The organism is Mesorhizobium sp. W067 (assembly GCF_054719525.1).
This window is the reverse complement of sequence record NZ_JBTTII010000001.1, coordinates 3888270-3906134: the sequence shown is the minus strand read 5'-3', so window position 1 is coordinate 3906134 and position 17865 is coordinate 3888270. Positions and strand designations below refer to the sequence as shown.

At 62.9% G+C, this 17865-nt stretch carries 17 protein-coding genes; 9 read left to right on the top strand and 8 right to left on the bottom strand.

The genetic code is table 11. The features are described from left to right. Positions 1-33 precede the first annotated feature (33 nt). The 6 genes from ACYG97_RS19010 to ACYG97_RS18985 form a co-directional block, all read right to left on the bottom strand. Positions 34-999 carry an ABC transporter permease gene (locus ACYG97_RS19010; protein ID WP_023692012.1) on the bottom strand — a complete coding sequence of 322 codons (966 nt, stop codon included), beginning with the start codon at positions 997-999 and terminating at the stop codon, positions 34-36. A gap of 23 nt (positions 1000-1022) precedes the next feature. Then, positions 1023-2546, bottom strand: a complete 1524-nt coding sequence (locus ACYG97_RS19005; protein ID WP_023700145.1) for a sugar ABC transporter ATP-binding protein — start codon at positions 2544-2546, stop codon at positions 1023-1025. A 147-nt stretch (positions 2547-2693) separates the two neighbouring features. Then, positions 2694-3686 (bottom strand): ABC transporter substrate-binding protein, encoded by a 993-nt coding sequence (locus ACYG97_RS19000; RefSeq protein ID WP_023728566.1) that lies wholly within the window; start codon positions 3684-3686, stop codon positions 2694-2696. 12 nt (positions 3687-3698) lie between these two features. After that, complete coding sequence (locus tag ACYG97_RS18995; protein ID WP_023733620.1) at positions 3699-3914, bottom strand: hypothetical protein; 216 nt, start codon at positions 3912-3914, stop codon at positions 3699-3701. 73 nt (positions 3915-3987) lie between these two features. Next, complete coding sequence (locus ACYG97_RS18990) at positions 3988-4986, bottom strand: aldo/keto reductase (RefSeq protein ID WP_023733619.1); 999 nt, start codon at positions 4984-4986, stop codon at positions 3988-3990. A gap of 52 nt (positions 4987-5038) precedes the next feature. Further along, entirely contained in the window at positions 5039-6544 is a 1506-nt protein-coding gene (locus tag ACYG97_RS18985; protein WP_023728563.1) for a UxaA family hydrolase, read from the bottom strand. A 257-nt stretch (positions 6545-6801) separates the two neighbouring features. Here ACYG97_RS18985 and ACYG97_RS18980 point away from each other — a divergent pair, with 257 nt between their 5' ends. The 5 genes from ACYG97_RS18980 to ACYG97_RS18960 all read left to right on the top strand — a co-directional run bounded on the left by ACYG97_RS18980 (position 6802) and on the right by ACYG97_RS18960 (position 11154). Continuing rightward, entirely contained in the window at positions 6802-7704 is a 903-nt protein-coding gene (locus tag ACYG97_RS18980; RefSeq protein WP_023700141.1) for a GntR family transcriptional regulator, read from the top strand. Between the two features lie 210 nt (positions 7705-7914). After that, a complete protein-coding gene (locus tag ACYG97_RS18975; RefSeq protein WP_023733618.1) occupies positions 7915-8271 on the top strand; it encodes a DUF2946 family protein in 357 nt (118 codons plus the stop codon). Between the two features lie 105 nt (positions 8272-8376). Beyond that, on the top strand, positions 8377-8916 hold the full coding sequence (locus tag ACYG97_RS18970; protein WP_023733617.1) for a copper chaperone PCu(A)C: 540 nt from the start codon (positions 8377-8379) through the stop codon (positions 8914-8916). Positions 8917-8956: 40 nt separating this feature from the next. Next, positions 8957-9475 carry a YcnI family copper-binding membrane protein gene (locus ACYG97_RS18965; protein WP_023700138.1) on the top strand — a complete coding sequence of 173 codons (519 nt, stop codon included), beginning with the start codon at positions 8957-8959 and terminating at the stop codon, positions 9473-9475. 53 nt (positions 9476-9528) lie between these two features. Then, positions 9529-11154 carry a copper resistance CopC/CopD family protein gene (locus ACYG97_RS18960; RefSeq protein ID WP_023733616.1) on the top strand — a complete coding sequence of 542 codons (1626 nt, stop codon included), beginning with the start codon at positions 9529-9531 and terminating at the stop codon, positions 11152-11154. A gap of 25 nt (positions 11155-11179) precedes the next feature. Here the strand turns inward: ACYG97_RS18960 and ACYG97_RS18955 are convergent, their stop codons facing one another. Continuing rightward, positions 11180-11617, bottom strand: coding sequence for a VOC family protein (locus ACYG97_RS18955; RefSeq protein WP_023733615.1), 438 nt, complete (start codon positions 11615-11617; stop codon positions 11180-11182). Between the two features lie 206 nt (positions 11618-11823). Between ACYG97_RS18955 and gndA the strand changes: the two genes are divergently transcribed. After that, positions 11824-13251 carry an NADP-dependent phosphogluconate dehydrogenase gene (gene gndA, locus ACYG97_RS18950; protein WP_023733614.1) on the top strand — a complete coding sequence of 476 codons (1428 nt, stop codon included), beginning with the start codon at positions 11824-11826 and terminating at the stop codon, positions 13249-13251. Positions 13252-13284: 33 nt separating this feature from the next. On the opposite strand, the gene ACYG97_RS18945 is transcribed toward gndA, so the two are convergent. Beyond that, on the bottom strand, positions 13285-14328 hold the full coding sequence (locus tag ACYG97_RS18945) for a LacI family transcriptional regulator (RefSeq protein WP_023733613.1): 1044 nt from the start codon (positions 14326-14328) through the stop codon (positions 13285-13287). Between the two features lie 392 nt (positions 14329-14720). Between ACYG97_RS18945 and ACYG97_RS18940 the strand changes: the two genes are divergently transcribed. The 3 genes from ACYG97_RS18940 (at position 14721) to ACYG97_RS18930 (ending at position 17862) form a co-directional block, all read left to right on the top strand. Further along, positions 14721-15959, top strand: a complete 1239-nt coding sequence (locus ACYG97_RS18940) for an ABC transporter substrate-binding protein (protein WP_023733612.1) — start codon at positions 14721-14723, stop codon at positions 15957-15959. An 81-nt stretch (positions 15960-16040) separates the two neighbouring features. Continuing rightward, entirely contained in the window at positions 16041-16934 is an 894-nt protein-coding gene (locus ACYG97_RS18935) for a carbohydrate ABC transporter permease (RefSeq protein WP_023733611.1), read from the top strand. Next, positions 16927-17862 carry a carbohydrate ABC transporter permease gene (locus tag ACYG97_RS18930; protein WP_023733610.1) on the top strand — a complete coding sequence of 312 codons (936 nt, stop codon included), beginning with the start codon at positions 16927-16929 and terminating at the stop codon, positions 17860-17862. Before ACYG97_RS18935 ends, ACYG97_RS18930 begins: the two co-directional genes overlap by 8 nt. Positions 17863-17865: the final 3 nt, after the last annotated feature.

Below are 17865 nucleotides of genomic sequence, written 5' to 3'. Positions count from 1 at the left end.
GTTGAGCGGACCGACACGGAAGGTCAGGGAGGATTACTTGCCGCGACGGCGCAGCCCGTCGAAATAGACGATGATGATGATCAACGCGCCGGTGATGATGCGCTGCCAGAACGAGTTGACGTTGAGCAGATTGGCACCGTTGTTGATGGTGGCCAGGATGAAGGCGCCGAGCAGCGGGCCATGCACCGAGCCGACGGCGCCGAATAGCGAAGTGCCGCCGATCACCGATGAGGCGATCGCCTGCAACTCCCAACCTTCGGCCTGGGTCGGGTTGCCGATGCCGATGCGCGCCGCCAGCAGCACGCCGACGAAGGCCGCGCATAGGCCCGACAGCGTGTAGGCCATGTAGATGGTGCGCTGGACATTGACGCCCGAGAGGCGCGAGGCCTCGGCATTGGATCCCACAGAGAAGAGATAGCGGCCCCAGCGGCTGTGGTGCAGGAAGATGTAGGCCGGGATGCCGACCAGGATCACCATCCAGAACAGATTGGGGATGCCGACAAAGGAACTGCGCGAGAACGCGGTGAAGCTGTCGCTGTTGATGTTGATCGAGTTGCCGTTGGTCATCAACAGGCCGATGCCGCGCAACGAGGTCAGCGTCGCCAGCGTGATGATGAAGGGCGGCAGGCCCATCTTGACGATGCCGAAGCCATGGAACAGGCCGATGGCAACGCCGACCAGCAGCGTCACCAGAATGGCGACCCAGATCGGGAAGCCGGCATTGATCATCATGGCGACAATGACGGTGGCGAAGCCGACCACGGCGCCGACCGAGAGGTCGATGCCGCCGGTGATGATGACGAAGGTCTGGCCGACCGCCATGATGGCGATCATCGAGCCCTGCCGCAAAAGATTGGCGATGTTGTTGGAGGAGGCGAAGCTCGGCGTCGCCACCGACAGCACGATCCAGAGCAGAACCAGCAACGCCAGAAGCGTCAGCCCAAACAGGACGTTGTAGTTCCGTTTCGGTTTTTCGATCGCGATGGTTTCGATGCTCATGGTTCCTCCCGTTTCTTGTTTTGTCAGCCGATCGCCTGTGTCAGCACGTCTTCGTGGCTGGCGGCGCGAAAGCCATGGCTGGCGACCAGTTTGCCGCGCCGGAACACGTGCAGCGTATCGGCGAGTTCATAAACCTCGGGCAGATAGGACGAGATCAGGATGATGCCGGCGCCCTTGGACAACAGTTCCCCGAACAGGCGGTAGATCTCGGCCTTGGTGCCGACATCGACGCCGACGGTCGGCTCATCGAAGATGAACAGCTTGGCGCCGTGCGCCAGCCATTTGCCGATGACGATCTTCTGCTGGTTGCCGCCGGACAGGCTGGAGGCCAGTGCGCCGCGTGTCGGCGTCTTGATGCGGAGGCCGGCGATCTGGCGATCGGCTTCAGCCTTTTCCTTCGTGTTCGAAATCAGCAGGTTGTTGGAGATGCGCTTGTAGATCGGCAGGTTGAGGTTGAGGCCGACCGGCAGGTTCAGGCACAGGCCCTGGTCGCGGCGGCTTTCCGGCGCCAGCGCCATGCCGAGCTTGATCGCGTCGTGCTCGGAATTGATGTGGACCGGCTTGCCTTGCCAAAGGACCTGTCCGGCCGACTTCTTGTGGCGGCCATAGAGCGTGGTGACGAACTCGCTCCGCCCGGCGCCGATCAGGCCATAGAGCCCGACGATCTCGCCGGCGCGCACCGTCATCGAGACGTCTTCGAAACCCTTGCCCGACAGGTTTTTCGCTTCAACGATCACGGCACCGGGGGTGAAATGCTCCTTATGGTAGACTTGCTCGATCGAGCGGTTGATCATCATCTTGACCAGCTCGGCGTCATTGGTCTCGGCAATGTTGCGGGTGCCGACCAGCGTGCCGTCGCGCAGCACCGAGACGCGATCGGCGAGTTCGAACACCTCTTCCATGCGATGGCTGATGTAGATGATGGTGACGCCTTCGCCCTTGAGCCTGCGGATCAGCGTGAACAGCTGGTCGGCTTCCTTGCGGGTGAGATAGGCGGTCGGCTCGTCGAAGATCAGGAATTTGGTGCCGCGCACGGTGGCGCGGGCGGCGGCGATCAGCTGCTGCTGGCCGATGGTGAGGTCACCCAGCATGACATGCGCCGGCAGGTCGAAGCCGAGACCGTCGATGATCTTCTGCGCTTCCTTGACCATGGCGCGCTGCTGCAGGATGCCGAAGCGCGAATTCTCCTCGCCGAGGAACATGTTGGCGGCGACGGTGAGATGGCGACAGAGCACGACCTCCTGATGCACGGCGTTGATGCCCAGCGCCATTGCCTCGTGCGGGGTTGCCAGCGCTGCCGGCTTGCCCTCCCAGATGACATCGCCGGAGGTGCGCGGCATGACGCCGGTCAGAAGCTTGATCAAGGTGGATTTGCCGGCGCCGTTCTCGCCGACGATGGCGTGGATCTCACCTGCCTTGAAGGCAAGGTGAACGGGCTTCAGCGCATGCGTGCCGGGATAGCGCTTTTCCAGCCCGTGCAGTTCGAGGATCGTCCTGCCGGGCGCTAGCGTTGGGGCCGGGTGCAGTTCCTGCGCCATGGGCGTCATGACAATCCTCCCAGATTGGCCTTACGATTGGCACGTCGCAATGCAGTCAAGCCGCATCGTCGAGGTGATTCAAGCCGGTGGATATTCAAGCTTGTATCCGGTGTTTCCGGGGCGCGAGGCCCCGGAAAGGATTTTTGGTCGACGGGCTCAGAGCTTCGGGTTGAGCAGGGCGTCGATCTTGGGGTCTTTCATGTTTGCCTTGGTCACCAGGTTGGCGCCTGTGTCGACATTGGCCTCGACCTTCTCGCCCTTCGAGGCGGCGAGCGCGGTCTTGATGCCGTCATAGCCCATCCGGTACGGATCCTGGACGACGAGCGCGGAAATGACGCCGTCATTGAGGAACTTGATCAGCTTCTCGTCGCTGTCGAAGCCGACCAGCGCCAGCTTGCCGCCAAGGTTGTTCTCGGCGACTGCCTGACCGACGCCCTGCGCCATGATCAGGTTGGACGCGAAGATGCCCTTGAGGTTCGGGTTGGCGGTGATCAGGTCGGTGGCGATGTTGAGACCGGTCGTTGCCTGGCCGTCGGCATATTTGTCGGCGACGAGCTTCAGCCCCGGATATTTCGCGGCCAGCTGCTCGGTGAAGCCCTGCTTGCGCTGCTCCAGCGAACCGGCGCCCGGCGCGTTGGTGATCAGGGCGACGTCGCCCTCGATCTTGCCGCCATTGGCTTCGCCGATGGCTGCTGCAAGACCGTCAGCGGCTACGCGTCCGCCCTGCACATTGTCGGTGGTCAGGAACGAGGTGAACGCCTTGGAGTCGGCGCCGGAGTCGATGCCGATGACCTTGACCTTGCTGGCCGCTTCATCGATCGGCTTGCCGAGCGCCTTGAATTCGGTCGGCGCGATGACGATCGCGGCCGGGTTGCCGGCGACGGCATTCTCGAGGATCGAAACCTGGCCGTTGACGTCGGTTTCAGCCTGGGCGCCGAGTTCGGGTACGTTGACGCCGAGATCCTTGCCGGCCTTGCGGGCGCCGGCCAGGACGATCTGCCAGTAGAAGGACGTGGTGTCCTTGACGATGATCGGAATGGTCACGTCCGCCGCCGAAGCCGGCGCCGTGTGCAGCGTGCCTGCAAGCATCGAGGCGGCAGCAAGTGCCACCAGGGAACGGCGGTTGAGAATGCTGGTCACGAATTTCATTAGGAATCCTCCCTAGATCGCCCGGTGAAGGTTACGGAAGCTCCATTTGGATAGGCGCTGCCCAAACAGAACTTTATCAATAAAAAACAGTTGCCGCTTTTTGATAGTGCATCGGTCCGGCCGACGCAAGCGGTGTTTCATATCGGCCTGCGCATGGCTTGGCGGGGAAACCTCCCTGCCGATCCTCAGTGCCACGTCCAGACGCTCCCGATCCTCCTTGATCATCATGGAATATTAATTCCACCGTTGAGTCAATATGGAATATTTATTCCTTCTTGAGAACCGTGATCGTGGCGTTTCGTCAGCCGAGCTCCTGCACGATGGTGTAGGGAGCGTAGCGGGCGAATTCCGCTTGCGGCACCTGGACGTCGAACAGGTCGAGGTTGCGCGTCAGGTTGGCAGGCTTGGCCGTTCCGGTCAGCACGCTGGCCACGAAAGGCTCCTGCAGCGGAAACTGCAATGCAGCCGCCGCCAGCGGATATCCGCCCTCATCAGCGATTTTCTCCATCGCGCCGACACGCTCGAGTATGTCCTGCGTCGCCGGCAGATAGTCGAAATGCGCACCGTGCACCGGTCCGGTCGCCAGGATGCCGGAGTTGAAGACGCCGCCGATGATCAGCGAAGTCTGTCGCTCACGACACAGCGGCAGCAACTCGGCTTCAGCCGAGCGGTCGAGCAGCGAATAGCGGCTGGCCAGCAGGATGCAGTCGAGCGGTGCTTCGCGCAGCACGTCGAGGCAGATCTGCACCTCGTTGACGCCGAGCCCATAGGCGGAAATTACACCCGACGTTTTAAGCTCGTCCAGCGCCTTCAAGCCGCCGTCCATCAGCTGGCGAAAGTGCAGCTTCGTCTTCTCGACGCCATGTGTGTAGGTGCCGATGTCGTGCACAAACAGGATGTCTATCCGGTTCAGCCCGAGCCGCGCATAGGAGAACTCGACCGAGCGCATGATGCCGTCATAGGAGTAGTCGTAGTCGAGCGCGAAAGGCAGCGGGTCGACATAGGAATGATCGGGAACCTGGTCTTCCGGCACCGGGCGGAACAGGCGGCCGACCTTGGTCGACAGCACATAGGAATCCCGCGGCTTGTAGCGCAGGAAGTCGCCGGTCCGCCGCTCCGACAGGCCGAAGCCATAGAAGGGCGCGGTGTCGAAATAGCGCAGGCCGGCATCCCAGGCTGTCTGCAGCGTCTCCATCGCCGCTTCGCGCGGACAGGCCCGGTAGAGCCCGCCGATCGCCGCCCCGCCGAAGCTTATCTCAGTGACCTCGAGCGCAGTCGTGCCGATGCGGCGTTTGTCCATCCACAGCCTCCCCTTGTGAGCCGTCTTTGCAGCCCGCTTTTTTCGTCGGTGGTTAGAGCGTCGCGCCGAGGTGCCACGGCACGAACTCGTTGTCGCCGTAGCCGAACGCCTCGCTCTTGGTCTTGCGGCCCGATGCCGTCTCGACGATGAGTTCGAAGAGTTCCCGGCCCATGCCGGCGATGGTCTTCTCACCCGAAGCGATGACGCCGCAATTGACGTCCATGTCCTCTTCCATCTGGTGGTACATGGTCGAGTTGGTGGCGACCTTGATCGACGGCGTGGGCCGGCAGCCGAAGCAGGAGCCGCGGCCGGTGGTGAAGACGATGATGTTGGCGCCGCCCGCCACCTGACCGGTCGCCGAGACCGGGTCGTAACCGGGCGTGTCCATGAACACCAGGCCACTGCCGGTGACCTTTTCCGCATAACCGAAGACGCCGTTGAGCGGAGTCTGGCCGCCTTTGGCCACGGCGCCCAGCGACTTTTCCAGGATGGTGGTCAGGCCACCGCGCTTGTTGCCGGGCGAGGGGTTGTTGTCGATCGAGGCGCCGTGCTTGGCGACATGGTCCTCCCACCATTTGACGAAACCGTCGAGCTTCTTGGCGATCTCCGGCGTTGCCGCGCGATAGGCGAGCAGATGTTCGGCGCCATAGATCTCCGTCGTCTCCGACAGGATGCCGATGCCGCCGACGCCGGCCAGGATGTCGACCGCTGCTCCCAGCGCGGGATTGGCGGTGATGCCCGACATACCGTCGGAACCGCCGCATTGCAGGCCGACCACGATCTCCGAGACCGGGATCGGCTCGCGCTGATACTGGCCGACTTCCTCGGCGATTTCGGCGAGCACGCCCATCGCCTTTGCGACCGATTTGCGCGAACCGCCGGCGTCCTGGATGTTGAAATGGCGTTTTCCCGCCGCCGCACCCTTCTGGCCGTAAAGGGTGAGCTGGTTGACCTCGCAGCCGAGGCCGACCATCAACGCGCCGCCGAAATTCGGATGGCGGGTGTAACCGGCGAGCGTGCGGTGTAGCACCATCATGCCGTCGCCGGTGCCGCTCATGCCGCAGCCCTGGCCATGGACGATCGGGACGAAGCCGTCGATCCCCGGATATTTCGGCAACAGCACGCGGTTGGCCTCGTCGGCAATGGCGTGGCAGACGGTGGCCGAGCAATTGACGCTGGCGATGATGCCGATGAAGTTGCGCGTGCCGGCACGGCCATCGGCGCGACGATAGCCCATGAATGTCCGGGCGCGGTCAGCTTCGGTGGCATGCTCCGCTTCGCTCGGCGGCACGACCGGCAGACGGCCGGACTCGAAGACCAGATTGTGCGAATGGACGTGGTCGCCGGGCGCGATGTCCTGGGTGGCGCGGCCGATGGCCTGGGCATACTTGACCACCGCCTCGCCGGCGGCGATAGGCTTGATCGCCACCTTGTGGCCGGGCTCGATCAAGGCCGTGGCGACGGCGCCGCCGGGCAGAGGGGTGCCGATCTCGATGCGGCCATTGGCGACCGCGACATTGTCGGCGGGGGACAGAAGAATGCTGTTCGAGGCGTTCACGGGCAGTTTCCTGGGTCTGTTCCTGGGGATGCGCGGATTGACACGCGTCTGTTTACATATAATGTCTTTTATCGTGAAAAAACATTTGTGCGTCAATTGTTTTTTCAGGAGGAGACCATGCGTCCGATGGACGCTTGGCTTGTGGGGAGCGGCGTCTGACACGCAGAGCGTTTTGCTTTGCCGGGTGAGCGCCAGGACATATGTGATATCGCGCTTCAAGCCAGCCACAGCAAGCGCCGGCGCGCAACGGGGCAGGGATGTCGAAGAGCAACAACGTCTACAAGGACGCTTACAATAGGGGTCTGCGGCTGCTCGATGAGACGCAGAGCCTGCCGTCGGAGCCGGAGCTGGGCACTTTGCTTGGCGTCAGCCGTACCACCGTGCGCACCATTCTGGCGCGCATGGAAGAGACCGGGCTGATCGCGTGGAACAAACGCAGCAAGACAGTGCTCAGGACGCCGAAGCCGGATGATTTCTTCCCCGAGGAGGAGACAGACACACTGGCCCAGATCATCGAGCGGTCGTTTATGCGCAGGTTGCTGGCCGGCGGTGCAGAGGCCGGCATGCAGATCAACGAGCTCGAACTGGCGCGCGAGATCGGCGTCGGCACCACCAGCGTGCGCGAGTTCCTGATCCGCTTCTCCCGCTTCGGCCTGATCGAGAAGCGGCGCAACAGCCACTGGGTGCTGAAAGGATTTACCCGTGCCTTTGCGCTCGAACTCACTGAAATCCGCGAAATGTTCGAGATACGCTCGGCGGCGGCCTTTGCCGCCTTGCCTGGGGATAGTCCGGTCTGGGCGGATCTCGACCGGCTGGAAGACGAGCACCGGCTTCTGGCCAGCGAAATCGCCATCCGCTTCAACGAATTCTCGGAGCTAGACGAGCGCTTCCACCGGCTGATCCACCGGGCGTCGCACAACCGCTTCATCGTCGATTTCTACGACGTCATCGCCATGATCTTTCACTACCACTACCAGTGGAACAAGGCGCAGGAGCGCGAGCGCAACGAAGTCGCGGTTGGCGAGCATCTCGCCTACATCGCGGCGCTGAAATCGCGCGATCTCGGCAAGGTCGACGCCGCCTGCCGCAAGCATCTGAAGTCGGCACGCCACACGCTGTTGACGTCGATCCCGGAAATCGGCGGCCGCCCGGCTTCCTGAGCGCGACGTCCGAAGGGACGTTATGCGCACAAGATCTCTGCCTCATGCGTTATCCCAAACCGCTGCGCACTTTTGTGCGACATGGATCGAACGCGCCGCGTTGCCGCAGCGATGATTTGGCGATTTTCCGCCGACATGCCGCGTGCTAGATATCCAAGCGTTGCTGCGTGAAGAGGCAGGTCTTTGGACTTCCGGCGTAAGAGATGGAGCATGATGGCCGCCTTTGTCGCGGCCTGTGTGCTGCTGCTCCAGTCGACGCTCGGCGTGTTTGCTTTCGGCATTGCGCCGGATGCCTCGCAACTCGACGTTTTCGGCAACGTCATCTGTACACATAAGGGGGCGGTCCAGCTTCCCGGCGGCGATCCGCACCAGCGGCACATGCCGGCATGCTGCATGCTCGGCTGCAGCATGGCCTCCGTCGCCTATGCGCCGCCAGCAGGCGTCGGCGTGGCGCCGGTGAGCCTGTCTTTTGAAACAGTCGCGTTTCTTCCGCCGGCAGTCAGGCATCCCGACGTTACGCGTGAGCGCTCTCCGGCCAATCCGCGCGCCCCGCCGCTTGCGGGCTGAAAAACCGCCGCTCGCTTGGCGTAACCCGCGCGGGCGATAATCATCCAATGATAAACTCGTTCGCAGCCGGACAAAGGCGCGACCTCATATTCATGGAGCCTACCCATGTCCCGTTTTCGTCATGCCGGCGCGTTGCGCCGCAGCACCCCTATCTTCACCACTATCGAGCATCGTCTCGGCAGCGCCCTCTTTGCCTTTGCACTGTTGTTCGTCGGCGCCCATTCCGTCCTTGCGCATGAGTTCAAGGCCGGTGACATCGAGATCGAGCATCCCTGGTCCCGTGCCACGCCAGCCGGCGCCAAGGTTGCCGGCGGCTATTTCACCATCGTCAACAAGGGCAGCGCGCCAGACCGGCTGCTATCGATTTCCTCCGACATTTCGGGCAAGGCCGAACTGCATGAAATGGGGGTGAAGGATGGCGTCATGACCATGCGCCCGGTCAGTGGTGGCCTGGATATCCCGGCGGGCGGCAAGGTCACGCTGGGTCCCGGCGCCTATCACGTGATGTTCATGGATCTGAAGCAGCCCCCTAAAGAAGGCCAGATGTTTGCCGCTACGCTGACTTTCGAGAGGGCCGGAACCGTGACCGTCGAGTTTGCCGTGCAAGCCATAGGCAGCGCGCCACCCCTGGAAGACAACGACTGACCAATTATTGCCAATCAATTTTTTTCGAGAGGGACCCATCATGAACAAGCATCATTTGCCGGCCGCTGCATTCCTCGTCCTGGGGACAAGTGCCGCCTTCGCCCATATCACGCTCGAAACACAGGAGGTTGCGGTCGGTTCGACCTACAAGGCCGTGCTGCGCGTGCCGCATGGCTGCGAAGGCAAGGCGACGATTGCCGTGCGCGTGCAGATCCCGGAAGGGGTGATCGGGGTGAAGCCGATGCCCAAGCCCGGCTGGACGCTGCAGGTCAAGAAAGGCAAGTACGAGAAATCCTACCAGCTCTATGGCGAGGCGGTGACCTCGGGCGTCAAGGAAGTCGACTGGAGCGGCGGCAGCCTGCCGGATGAATTTTATGACGAGTTCGTCTTCCGCGGCACGTTGGCCGCCGATCTGCCGGCCGGGCAAAAACTCTATTTTCCGGTGGTGCAGGAATGCGATGGCGCCACCACGCGTTGGATAGAGATTCCGGCGGCTGGTCAGGATGAGGATGCGCTGGAAGATCCGGCGCCCGGCCTCAACCTGCTGCCGAAGAAATGATGCATTGGCGGCGCGCTGCTTCGAAGCGGCGCGCCGCTGTTTTGGTGGATGGCATGAACGTGGCCTGTTTTCAGCGGATAGAACGGACAGCCGGCAGGTGCTTCGGCCTGCTGGCCGCGATCCTGCTGCTTGCCGTCCTTGCCACGCCAAACCAGGCCTTTGCCCATGCGGCGCTGATCAAGGCCGAGCCTGCCGACGGCGCGGTTCTGGAGCGAGCGCCGACGCAATTTTCGCTGACCTTCAGCGAGCCTGTGTCGCCGCTGGTGCTGACCTTGGTGCGGCCCGACGGTACGCCTGTCGCTTTGACCTCGTTTCGGTTGAGCGACCAAACGGTTGAGATCGACAATCCACAAAAGCTCGGGCCGGGCACCCATGTCTTGAGCTGGCGGGTGATTTCCGCCGATGGCCATCCGGTCGGCGGCTCGGTGCTGTTTTCCGTTGGCGCGCCAAGTGCGGCGCCGGCGGTGGGGGAAGCTGTCGATATAGATTTGCGGTCAGCGATCTGGACCGGCAAGGTTCTTCTCTACATGGGGCTTTTCCTCGGCATTGGCGGCGCCTTCGCGCTGACATGGCTGGCGCAAGGCCAGCGCTCAGGCCAGCGCTTCGTCATTGCCGCCATCCTGTGCGGGCTGGTCGCAGCACCCCTGTCGCTCGGGTTCCAGGGGCTGGACGCGCTGGGCGCGCCACTCGCCCGGCTGGCGCAACCGGTGGTCTGGCGGACGGCGCTTGGCACCAGCTTCGGCTGGACGGTGCTGATTTCGCTGGCGGCGCTCGGGCTTGGCCTGCTGTCGTTGGTCGGATCGCGTGCTGGCGCCAGGCCGTTGGCGCTCGCCGGGCTGGCCGGTGTGGGTGCAGCCCTTGCCGCCAGCGGCCATGCCAGTGCAGCCGAACCGCAATGGCTGACGCGGCCTATGGTGTTCCTGCATGGCGCCGGCATCGCTTTCTGGGCTGGAGCATTGCTGCCGCTCGGCCTGGCGTTGAGCAGCCAATCGGTGGAAGCCGGGGCGTTCCTGCGGCGGTTTTCGCGCGCGATCATGCCCGTGGTGGTAGTGCTTGCCGCCGCCGGTGTGGTGCTCGCCATCATCCAGGTGCAGACACCGGCGGCACTGGTCAACACCGCCTATGGCCGGCTGCTGCTGATCAAGCTGGCGCTGCTGGTGTTTCTGTTCACGCTGGCGGCGGTCAATCGATGGCGGCTCACCGCCTTGGCCGAGGCCGGAGCGACGGAAGTGCGGCGACGGCTTAGCCGCTCGATCTCAGTCGAAATGCTGATCGTGCTCCTGATCTTCGGCGTTGCCGCCGGCTGGCGCTTCACGCCGCCGCCACGGGCGCTGGCAATCGCCGCGGCACAACCGACGTCGACCCATATCCACACTATGAAGGCGATGGCCGACATCGACATCACGCCCGGCCATACCGGGGAGGTCACCGCCTCCATCGTCATCATGGATGGCGATTTCGGCCCGCTCGACGCCAAGGAAGTGACGCTGGTGCTGTCCAAGCCCGATTCGGGCATCGAGCCGATCAAGCGTCCGGCGACCAAGCCAGGCGACGGCACCTGGCGGGTCGATAATCTCGTCATTCCGATTCCAGGCCGCTGGACGGCGCGGCTCGATATTCTGGTTTCGGATTTCGAAGTGATAAAGATCGAAGCGCCGATCGATATCCGCGCCGAGTGATATTCAGCCCGCCCGCGAAGGACGCTCAGCCGAGTTCCTGGGCTAACCCGATGAGATGCCCTTCCGGCCCGCGGATGTAGCAGAGCCGATACACGTCCTCGTAACGGACGACTTCACCGACCAGCTGCGCGCCACGCTTGCGGAGCCTTTCAAGCGTGTCGTCGATGTCGTCCACGGTAAACATGACGCGCAGGTAGCCCAAGGCATTGACCGGGGCGTTGCGGTGATCGGCAACGACAGGCGGCGTGAGGAAGCGGGAGAGCTCGAGCCGGCTATGACCGTCCGGTGTGCGCATCATGGCAATCTCGACGTGCTGATCGCCGAGCCCGGTGACACGTCCGGCCCACTCGCCTTCGATCGTCGCCCGCCCTTCCAGTTCGAGGCCGAGCTCGCGAAAGAAAGCAACCGTCTCGTCGAGGTCCTCGACGACGATTCCGACATTGTCCATCCGTTTGACTGCCATATGTCCAACCTATCGCCATATGTTCGATCGGCAAGGCGTCGCCTGGTCACCAACTGACCCTTCCTGACTCGGTCTGACACAACGCAGACGCAACACAATTCGGCGAGGCGGTTGACGTGGCGCGAAAGGCCCGTCAATCATCTCGCCGAAAAGTGGGCATCCCGAAAAACGCGGCCTCAACAAAATCCGAAAGCAGGGAAGAAACGATGGAAAAAGCCGAAATAGGCCTGATCGGCCTTGGCACAATGGGCTCCAACCTCGCGCTCAACATTGCCGAGCACGGGCACCGCATCGCCGTCTTCAACCGCACCAAGGCGCGCACCGATGCCTTCCTCGAAGGCGCCGGTTCGCTCAGGGACATGGTGGTGCCCTGCTACAGCCTGGAGGAACTGGCAGCTGCGATCAAGCCGCCACGCCCGGTCATCATCATGGTGCTGGCCGGCAAGCCGGTCGACGAACAGATCGAAGCGCTGCGCGGCGTGTTGTCTGACAACGATATCGTCATCGATGCCGGCAACGCCAATTTCCGCGATACGATGCGGCGCTTTTCGGAACTGTCGGGCTCAGGTCTCACCTTCATCGGCATGGGCGTATCCGGCGGCGAGGAAGGCGCGCGCCATGGACCGTCGATCATGGTCGGCGGCACCGAAGACTCCTGGAAGCGCGTCGAACGCGTGCTGACCGCGATCTCGGCCAAGTTCAAGGATGAACCGTGCGCTGCCTGGCTTGGCACAGACGGCGCCGGGCATTTCGTGAAAACCATCCACAACGGCATCGAATATGCCGACATGCAGATGATCGCCGAGATCTACGGCATCCTGCGTGACGGTCTCGGCATGGGGCCGAAGGAGATCGGCAAGGTCTTCGAGGACTGGAACAAGGGCCGGCTCGATTCGTATCTGATCGAGATCACCGCCAAGGTGCTGGCCGCCGACGATGCAAAGACCGGCAAGCCGGTGGTCGACATCATCCTCGACCGTGCCGGCCAGAAGGGCACCGGCAAATGGTCTGTCATCGAGGCGCAGCAGCTCGGCATTCCGGCGACGGCCATCGAGGCGGCGGTGGCGGCCCGCGTGCTGTCCTCGATCAAGGATGAGCGGCAGGCGGCCGAAAAAGCCTATGGCAATATCGGCGTCACCAAGATCTCCGGCGACAAGGCGGCACTTCTGAAAGACCTGGAGCTGGCGCTGCTCGCCGGCAAGATCGCCGCCTATGCACAAGGTTTCGCGGTGATGAGCGCCGCCTCGAAGGAGTTCAACTGGAACTTGCCGATGCCGACCATCGCCAAGATCTGGCGTGCCGGCTGTATCATCCGCTCGCAGATGCTCGACACCATGGCGGAAGCCTTCGGCTCGGGCGGCGCGTCCACCAACCTTTTGATGGCGCCGGCTTTCACCACCATGATGCAGGAGGCGCATCCGTCGCTCCGGCGCATCGTCGCAAGAGCGTCGGAGGCCGGTTCGCCCGTGCCGGCGCTGGCGTCGGCGCTTGCCTATTTCGACAGCTACCGCCAGGGCCGCGGCACCTCGAACCTGATCCAGGCGCAGCGCGATTTCTTCGGCGCGCATGGTTTCGAGCGCATCGGCGAGCAGGGGGCTTTCCATGGCCCATGGGGCAGCGGCGCTGCCGCCTAGGGTCAGGTGAGGCGGCCTCTCCGGTCGTGCCAGTCAGCCCTGATACGCGACGACGTCGCCTGGCTTGACCACAGTCTGCAAAGAGCCAGGTGCCGCGCCGCCTATCCAGCCCAGCACGGCGCGGGCAAGCTCGGTGCCGGCGAGGCGGAAGTCTTCGTTGACGATCAGCAACTCCCGGCGGAACAGATGCAGCAGTTCCGACGATTGCTTGGACACGACATCGACGTCGCGGCCGAGTTTCAGGCCGGCATCCTCGATGCCGGCGACGATGGCCAGCGTTGCTGCGGCGGCGCTGCTGACGAAACCGTCCGGCCTGACGTCGCGGCGCATCAACTGCGCGGTCCGCGTCCTGATCTGATCGATCGACTGGTCGATCGAAACGGCGTTGAACGGCACTTCGCTGGCGTCGACCTCGCTCAGTGCGTCGGCAAAGCCATTGACCGTGTGGTCGTAATAGGTGAGCCCGACCGGCGGCGCTACCAGCGCCAGCCGGCGCCGGCCGACGCTGGCCAGATGGCGCACCGCTTCGGCGGCGAAGGCGTAATTGTCGAAGTCGTGATAGGGGTGGACAAGCCCCATATCGGTGCGGCCATGCGTGGCAAAGGGTATGCCACGCTCCAGCATGTAGCGGGCGCGCGGATCGTTGGGCTGCGTGCGTGAGATGATGACGCCATCGGCCGAGCCGGACTCGACCAGATACTTTACCGGGTCCAGCGGATCCTGCGAGCGCGAGTAGGGCGTGACGATCAGGTGATAGGGTGTGTCGGCAATGACCTCCGAGACGCCGTAGATGATGTCCGAGACAAAGCTCATGATCTCGCGCTCGGTATTGAGCACGAGGCTGATAACATTGGTCTTGCCAGTCCGCAGGCGCACGCCGGCGCGGTTCGGCCGGTAGCCGATCTGCCTGGCGACGAGTTGAACCCGCCGCCTGGTCTCGGCGCCGATCTCGGGTGCATCCTTGAGCGCGCGCGAGACGGTGGTGACGCCGAGCCCGGTCATGAAGGCAAGCGTCTTCAGCGTCGGCCGCTCATGCACCGACGCCTCGTCGTCCTTGTCCGTCTGGTCCCTGTCCATTCGTCCCGCCCCGTCAGGCGCATAGCAGCCGCCGGACCAGCCGACAATCGCTTCGATGACGATGTGGCACGGTTCTTCGCCGTCAGGCCTCAATATACTGAAACGTTACAGATTTCCAACATCGCAGCGAGTCGGTCTCTCAAGCCATGGTTTTGGCAGGGTTTTGGCGGCCATAAACGTTGCGCGAGAATCAGGTTCGAGACGGTTTTCTGGCGCTGCAGCATGATTTTGCAGCGCAGCACCCGGTTTTGCGCGGAGTTTGCCGGTTTGCACGCAACGAATTTGTTCGCGCCTCGAAAAAACATTCGAGCGCGTTTATCTCAGGGGTTGCACGCACCGCATAATTGCCGTATCGAAAATCTGTAACGTTTCAGATTCTGGGAGGAACCGAAATGCGCTATAGACTTTTGACCGCTGCCCTTGCCGCGACGGCCGCGCTTCAGCTTGCCGGACCGGCGGCCGCCACCGACCTGGAAGTGACCCATTGGTGGACGTCCGGCGGCGAGGCGGCGGCGGTTGCGGAATTCGCGAAGGCTTTTGACGCGACCGGCAATCACTGGGTCGACGGCGCCATTGCCGGATCCGGCGGCACGGCACGGCCGATCATGATCAGCCGCATCACCGGCGGCGATCCGATGGGCGCCACCCAGTTCAATCACGGCCGGCAGGCCGAAGAACTGGTGCAGGCCGGCCTGATGCGCGACCTCACCGAGGTCGCCACCAAGGGCAAGTGGACGGAAATCGTGCGGCCGAAGAGCCTGCTCGACAGTTGCACCATAGACGGCAAGATCTACTGCGTGCCGGTCAATATCCACTCCTGGCAGTGGTTGTGGCTGTCGAACGAAGCCTTCGAGAAGGCCGGCGTGCCGCTGCCGAAGGACTGGAATGAATTCGTGGCGGCAGCGCCCGCCCTGGAAAAGGCGGGCATCATCCCGCTCGCTGTCGGCGGACAGGCCTGGCAATCTTCCGGCGCCTTCGATGTGCTGCTGGCGGCGGTCGGCGGCACCGATGCATTCCTCAAGGTCTACAAGGACAAGGACGCCAAGTTCGCCGCTGGGCCCGAGATCGCCAAGGTCTTCAAGGCCGCCGACGATGCCCGCAAGATGGCGAAGAACACCAATGTGCAGGACTGGAACCAGGCGACCAATCTGGTCATCACCGGCAAGGCCGGCGGCCAGATCATGGGTGACTGGGCGCAAGGCGAGTTCCAGGTTGCCGGCAAGGTCGCCGGCAAGGACTATGCCTGCCTGCCGGGCCTCGGTCTGAACGAAGTTATCGCCACCGGCGGCGACGCCTTCTATTTCCCGCTGCTCAAGGATGCCGACAAGTCCAAGGCGCAGGAGGTGTTGGCAGAGACGCTGCTCGACCCTAAGACTCAGGTCGCCTTCAATCTCAAGAAGGGCTCGCTGCCGGTGCGCGGTGACGTCGATCTCAATGCGGCGAACGACTGCATGAAGAAGGGTCTGGCGATCCTCGCCAAGGGCGCCGTCATCCCGTGGACGGACCAACTGCTTTCGCAGGATACCCAGAAGCAGAAGGAAGATCTCTTCGCCGAATTCTTCGCCAAGCCGGACCTGACCATCGAAGACGCGCAGAAGCGCTTCGCCGACCTCATCGCTTCGGCAGACTGACGTTGGAGGCAATACACCTCGCTCCCGGCCTTGCGAAAGCAGGGCCGGGATCGCACCGCCCTTACCCAGCCGGCTGACGAGATGAGCAAGAGCGAACGCCCCAACCCGCTGTTCCGCAACATCAATGCGAAGGTCGCCTCGATCCCGATGATCCTCACCGCGTCGGTGGTTTTCGTCGGCGGCACCGTCTGGACGGTGTTCTATTCCTTTACCAATTCGAAGCTGCTGCCACGGCTGAATTTCGCCGGGCTCGACCAGTATTACCGGCTGTGGGCGACGCCGCGCTGGCTGATCTCGATCGAGAACCTTTTGATCTACGGCGCGATCTCGCTCGTGTTCTCACTGGTCATCGGCTTCCTGCTTGCAGCGCTTCTCGACCAGAAGATCCGTTTCGAGGACACGTTCCGCACCATCTTCCTCTATCCGTTCGCGCTTTCCTTCATCGTCACCGGCCTGGTCTGGCAGTGGCTGCTCAATCCGGATTTCGGCATCCAGCATGTGGTGCGGGACCTCGGCTGGACGAGCTTCAACTTCGACCCGCTCTACAATTCCAACATCGTCATCTACGGCATTTCGATTGCGGCGCTGTGGCAAGGCACCGGGCTCATCATGTGCCTGATGCTGGCCGGCCTGCGCGGCATCGACGAGGACATCTGGAAGGCAGCGCGGGTAGACGGGATCCCGATGTGGAAGACCTATCTGTTCATCGTCATCCCGATGATGCGGCCGGTTTTCATCACCACGCTGGTCATCATCGCGTCGGGCATCGTCAAGGTCTACGACCTCGTTGTCGCCCAGACCAGCGGCGGCCCCGGAATCGCCTCCGAAGTGCCGGCCAAATATGTCTATGACTACATGTTCTTCGCACAGAATCTTGGCCAGGGCTTTGCCGCCTCGACCATGATGCTGCTCTCGGTGGTGATCGTCGTCGTGCCGTGGGCCTACCTTGAATTTGGAGGCAGGAAGCGTGGCTGACCCGGCCGTCCCTTTGCCCGCCAGCGCGGGTGCCGCCGAGCGCGAAGCCTCCGGGCCGCGCGGGCCGAAGCCGCGGCATGTCTTCTCGCGCCGCAATATCTTCCTCTATGGCACGCTGCTCGTGGTGGCGGTCTACTATCTGCTGCCGCTCTACGTGATGGTCGTAACCTCGCTCAAGGGCATGCCCGAGATACGGATGGGCAATATCTTCTCGCCGCCGCTCGAAATCACGTTCGAACCGTGGGTGAAGGCGTGGGCGACCGCCTGCACCGGCCTCAATTGCGACGGGCTTTCGCGCGGCTTCTGGAATTCGGTGCGCATCACCGTGCCGTCGGTGCTGCTGTCGATCGCGATCGCCTCGGTGAACGGCTATGCGCTCGCCAACTGGCGCTTCAAGGGCGCCGACACATTCTTCGTCATCCTGATCGTCGGCGCCTTCATCCCCTATCAGGTGATGATCTATCCGATCGTCATCATCCTGCGCGAGATCGGCCTCTACGGCAGCCTCAGCGGCCTGGTGATCGTCCATTCCATCTTCGGCATGCCGATCCTCACGCTTTTGTTCCGCAACTATTTTGCCTCGATGCCGGAAGAGCTGTTCAGGGCGGCACGGGTCGACGGCGCCGGCTTCTGGGGCATCTTCCTGCGGATCATGGCGCCGATGTCGCTGCCGATCTTCGTCGTCGCCATCATCCTGCAGGTGACCGGCATCTGGAACGACTTCCTGTTCGGCGTCGTCTACACCCGCCCCGACACCTATCCGATGACGGTGCAGCTCAACAACATCGTCAATTCGGTGCAAGGCGTGAAGGAGTACAACGTCAACATGGCCGCCACCATCCTGACCGGCCTTGTGCCACTCATCGTCTACTTCATTTCCGGCAAGCTTTTCGTGCGCGGCATCGCCGCCGGTGCGGTGAAAGGGTGATGG

Excerpts from the sequence above, each read along its gene's own strand:
- ACYG97_RS19010 (WP_023692012.1), bottom strand. The coding sequence starts at position 999 with ATGAGCATCGAAACCATCGCGATCGAAAAACCGAAACGGAACTACAAC.
- ACYG97_RS19005 (WP_023700145.1), bottom strand. The coding sequence starts at position 2,546 with ATGACGCCCATGGCGCAGGAACTGCACCCGGCCCCAACGCTAGCGCCC.
- ACYG97_RS19000 (WP_023728566.1), bottom strand. The coding sequence starts at position 3,686 with ATGAAATTCGTGACCAGCATTCTCAACCGCCGTTCCCTGGTGGCACTT.
- ACYG97_RS18995 (WP_023733620.1), bottom strand. The coding sequence starts at position 3,914 with ATGATGATCAAGGAGGATCGGGAGCGTCTGGACGTGGCACTGAGGATC.
- ACYG97_RS18990 (WP_023733619.1), bottom strand. The coding sequence starts at position 4,986 with ATGGACAAACGCCGCATCGGCACGACTGCGCTCGAGGTCACTGAGATA.
- ACYG97_RS18980 (WP_023700141.1), top strand. The coding sequence starts at position 6,802 with ATGTCGAAGAGCAACAACGTCTACAAGGACGCTTACAATAGGGGTCTG.
- ACYG97_RS18975 (WP_023733618.1), top strand. The coding sequence starts at position 7,915 with ATGATGGCCGCCTTTGTCGCGGCCTGTGTGCTGCTGCTCCAGTCGACG.
- ACYG97_RS18970 (WP_023733617.1), top strand. The coding sequence starts at position 8,377 with ATGTCCCGTTTTCGTCATGCCGGCGCGTTGCGCCGCAGCACCCCTATC.
- ACYG97_RS18965 (WP_023700138.1), top strand. The coding sequence starts at position 8,957 with ATGAACAAGCATCATTTGCCGGCCGCTGCATTCCTCGTCCTGGGGACA.
- ACYG97_RS18960 (WP_023733616.1), top strand. The coding sequence starts at position 9,529 with ATGAACGTGGCCTGTTTTCAGCGGATAGAACGGACAGCCGGCAGGTGC.
- ACYG97_RS18955 (WP_023733615.1), bottom strand. The coding sequence starts at position 11,617 with ATGGCAGTCAAACGGATGGACAATGTCGGAATCGTCGTCGAGGACCTC.
- gndA (WP_023733614.1), top strand. The coding sequence starts at position 11,824 with ATGGAAAAAGCCGAAATAGGCCTGATCGGCCTTGGCACAATGGGCTCC.
- ACYG97_RS18945 (WP_023733613.1), bottom strand. The coding sequence starts at position 14,328 with ATGGACAGGGACCAGACGGACAAGGACGACGAGGCGTCGGTGCATGAG.
- ACYG97_RS18940 (WP_023733612.1), top strand. The coding sequence starts at position 14,721 with ATGCGCTATAGACTTTTGACCGCTGCCCTTGCCGCGACGGCCGCGCTT.
- ACYG97_RS18935 (WP_023733611.1), top strand. The coding sequence starts at position 16,041 with ATGAGCAAGAGCGAACGCCCCAACCCGCTGTTCCGCAACATCAATGCG.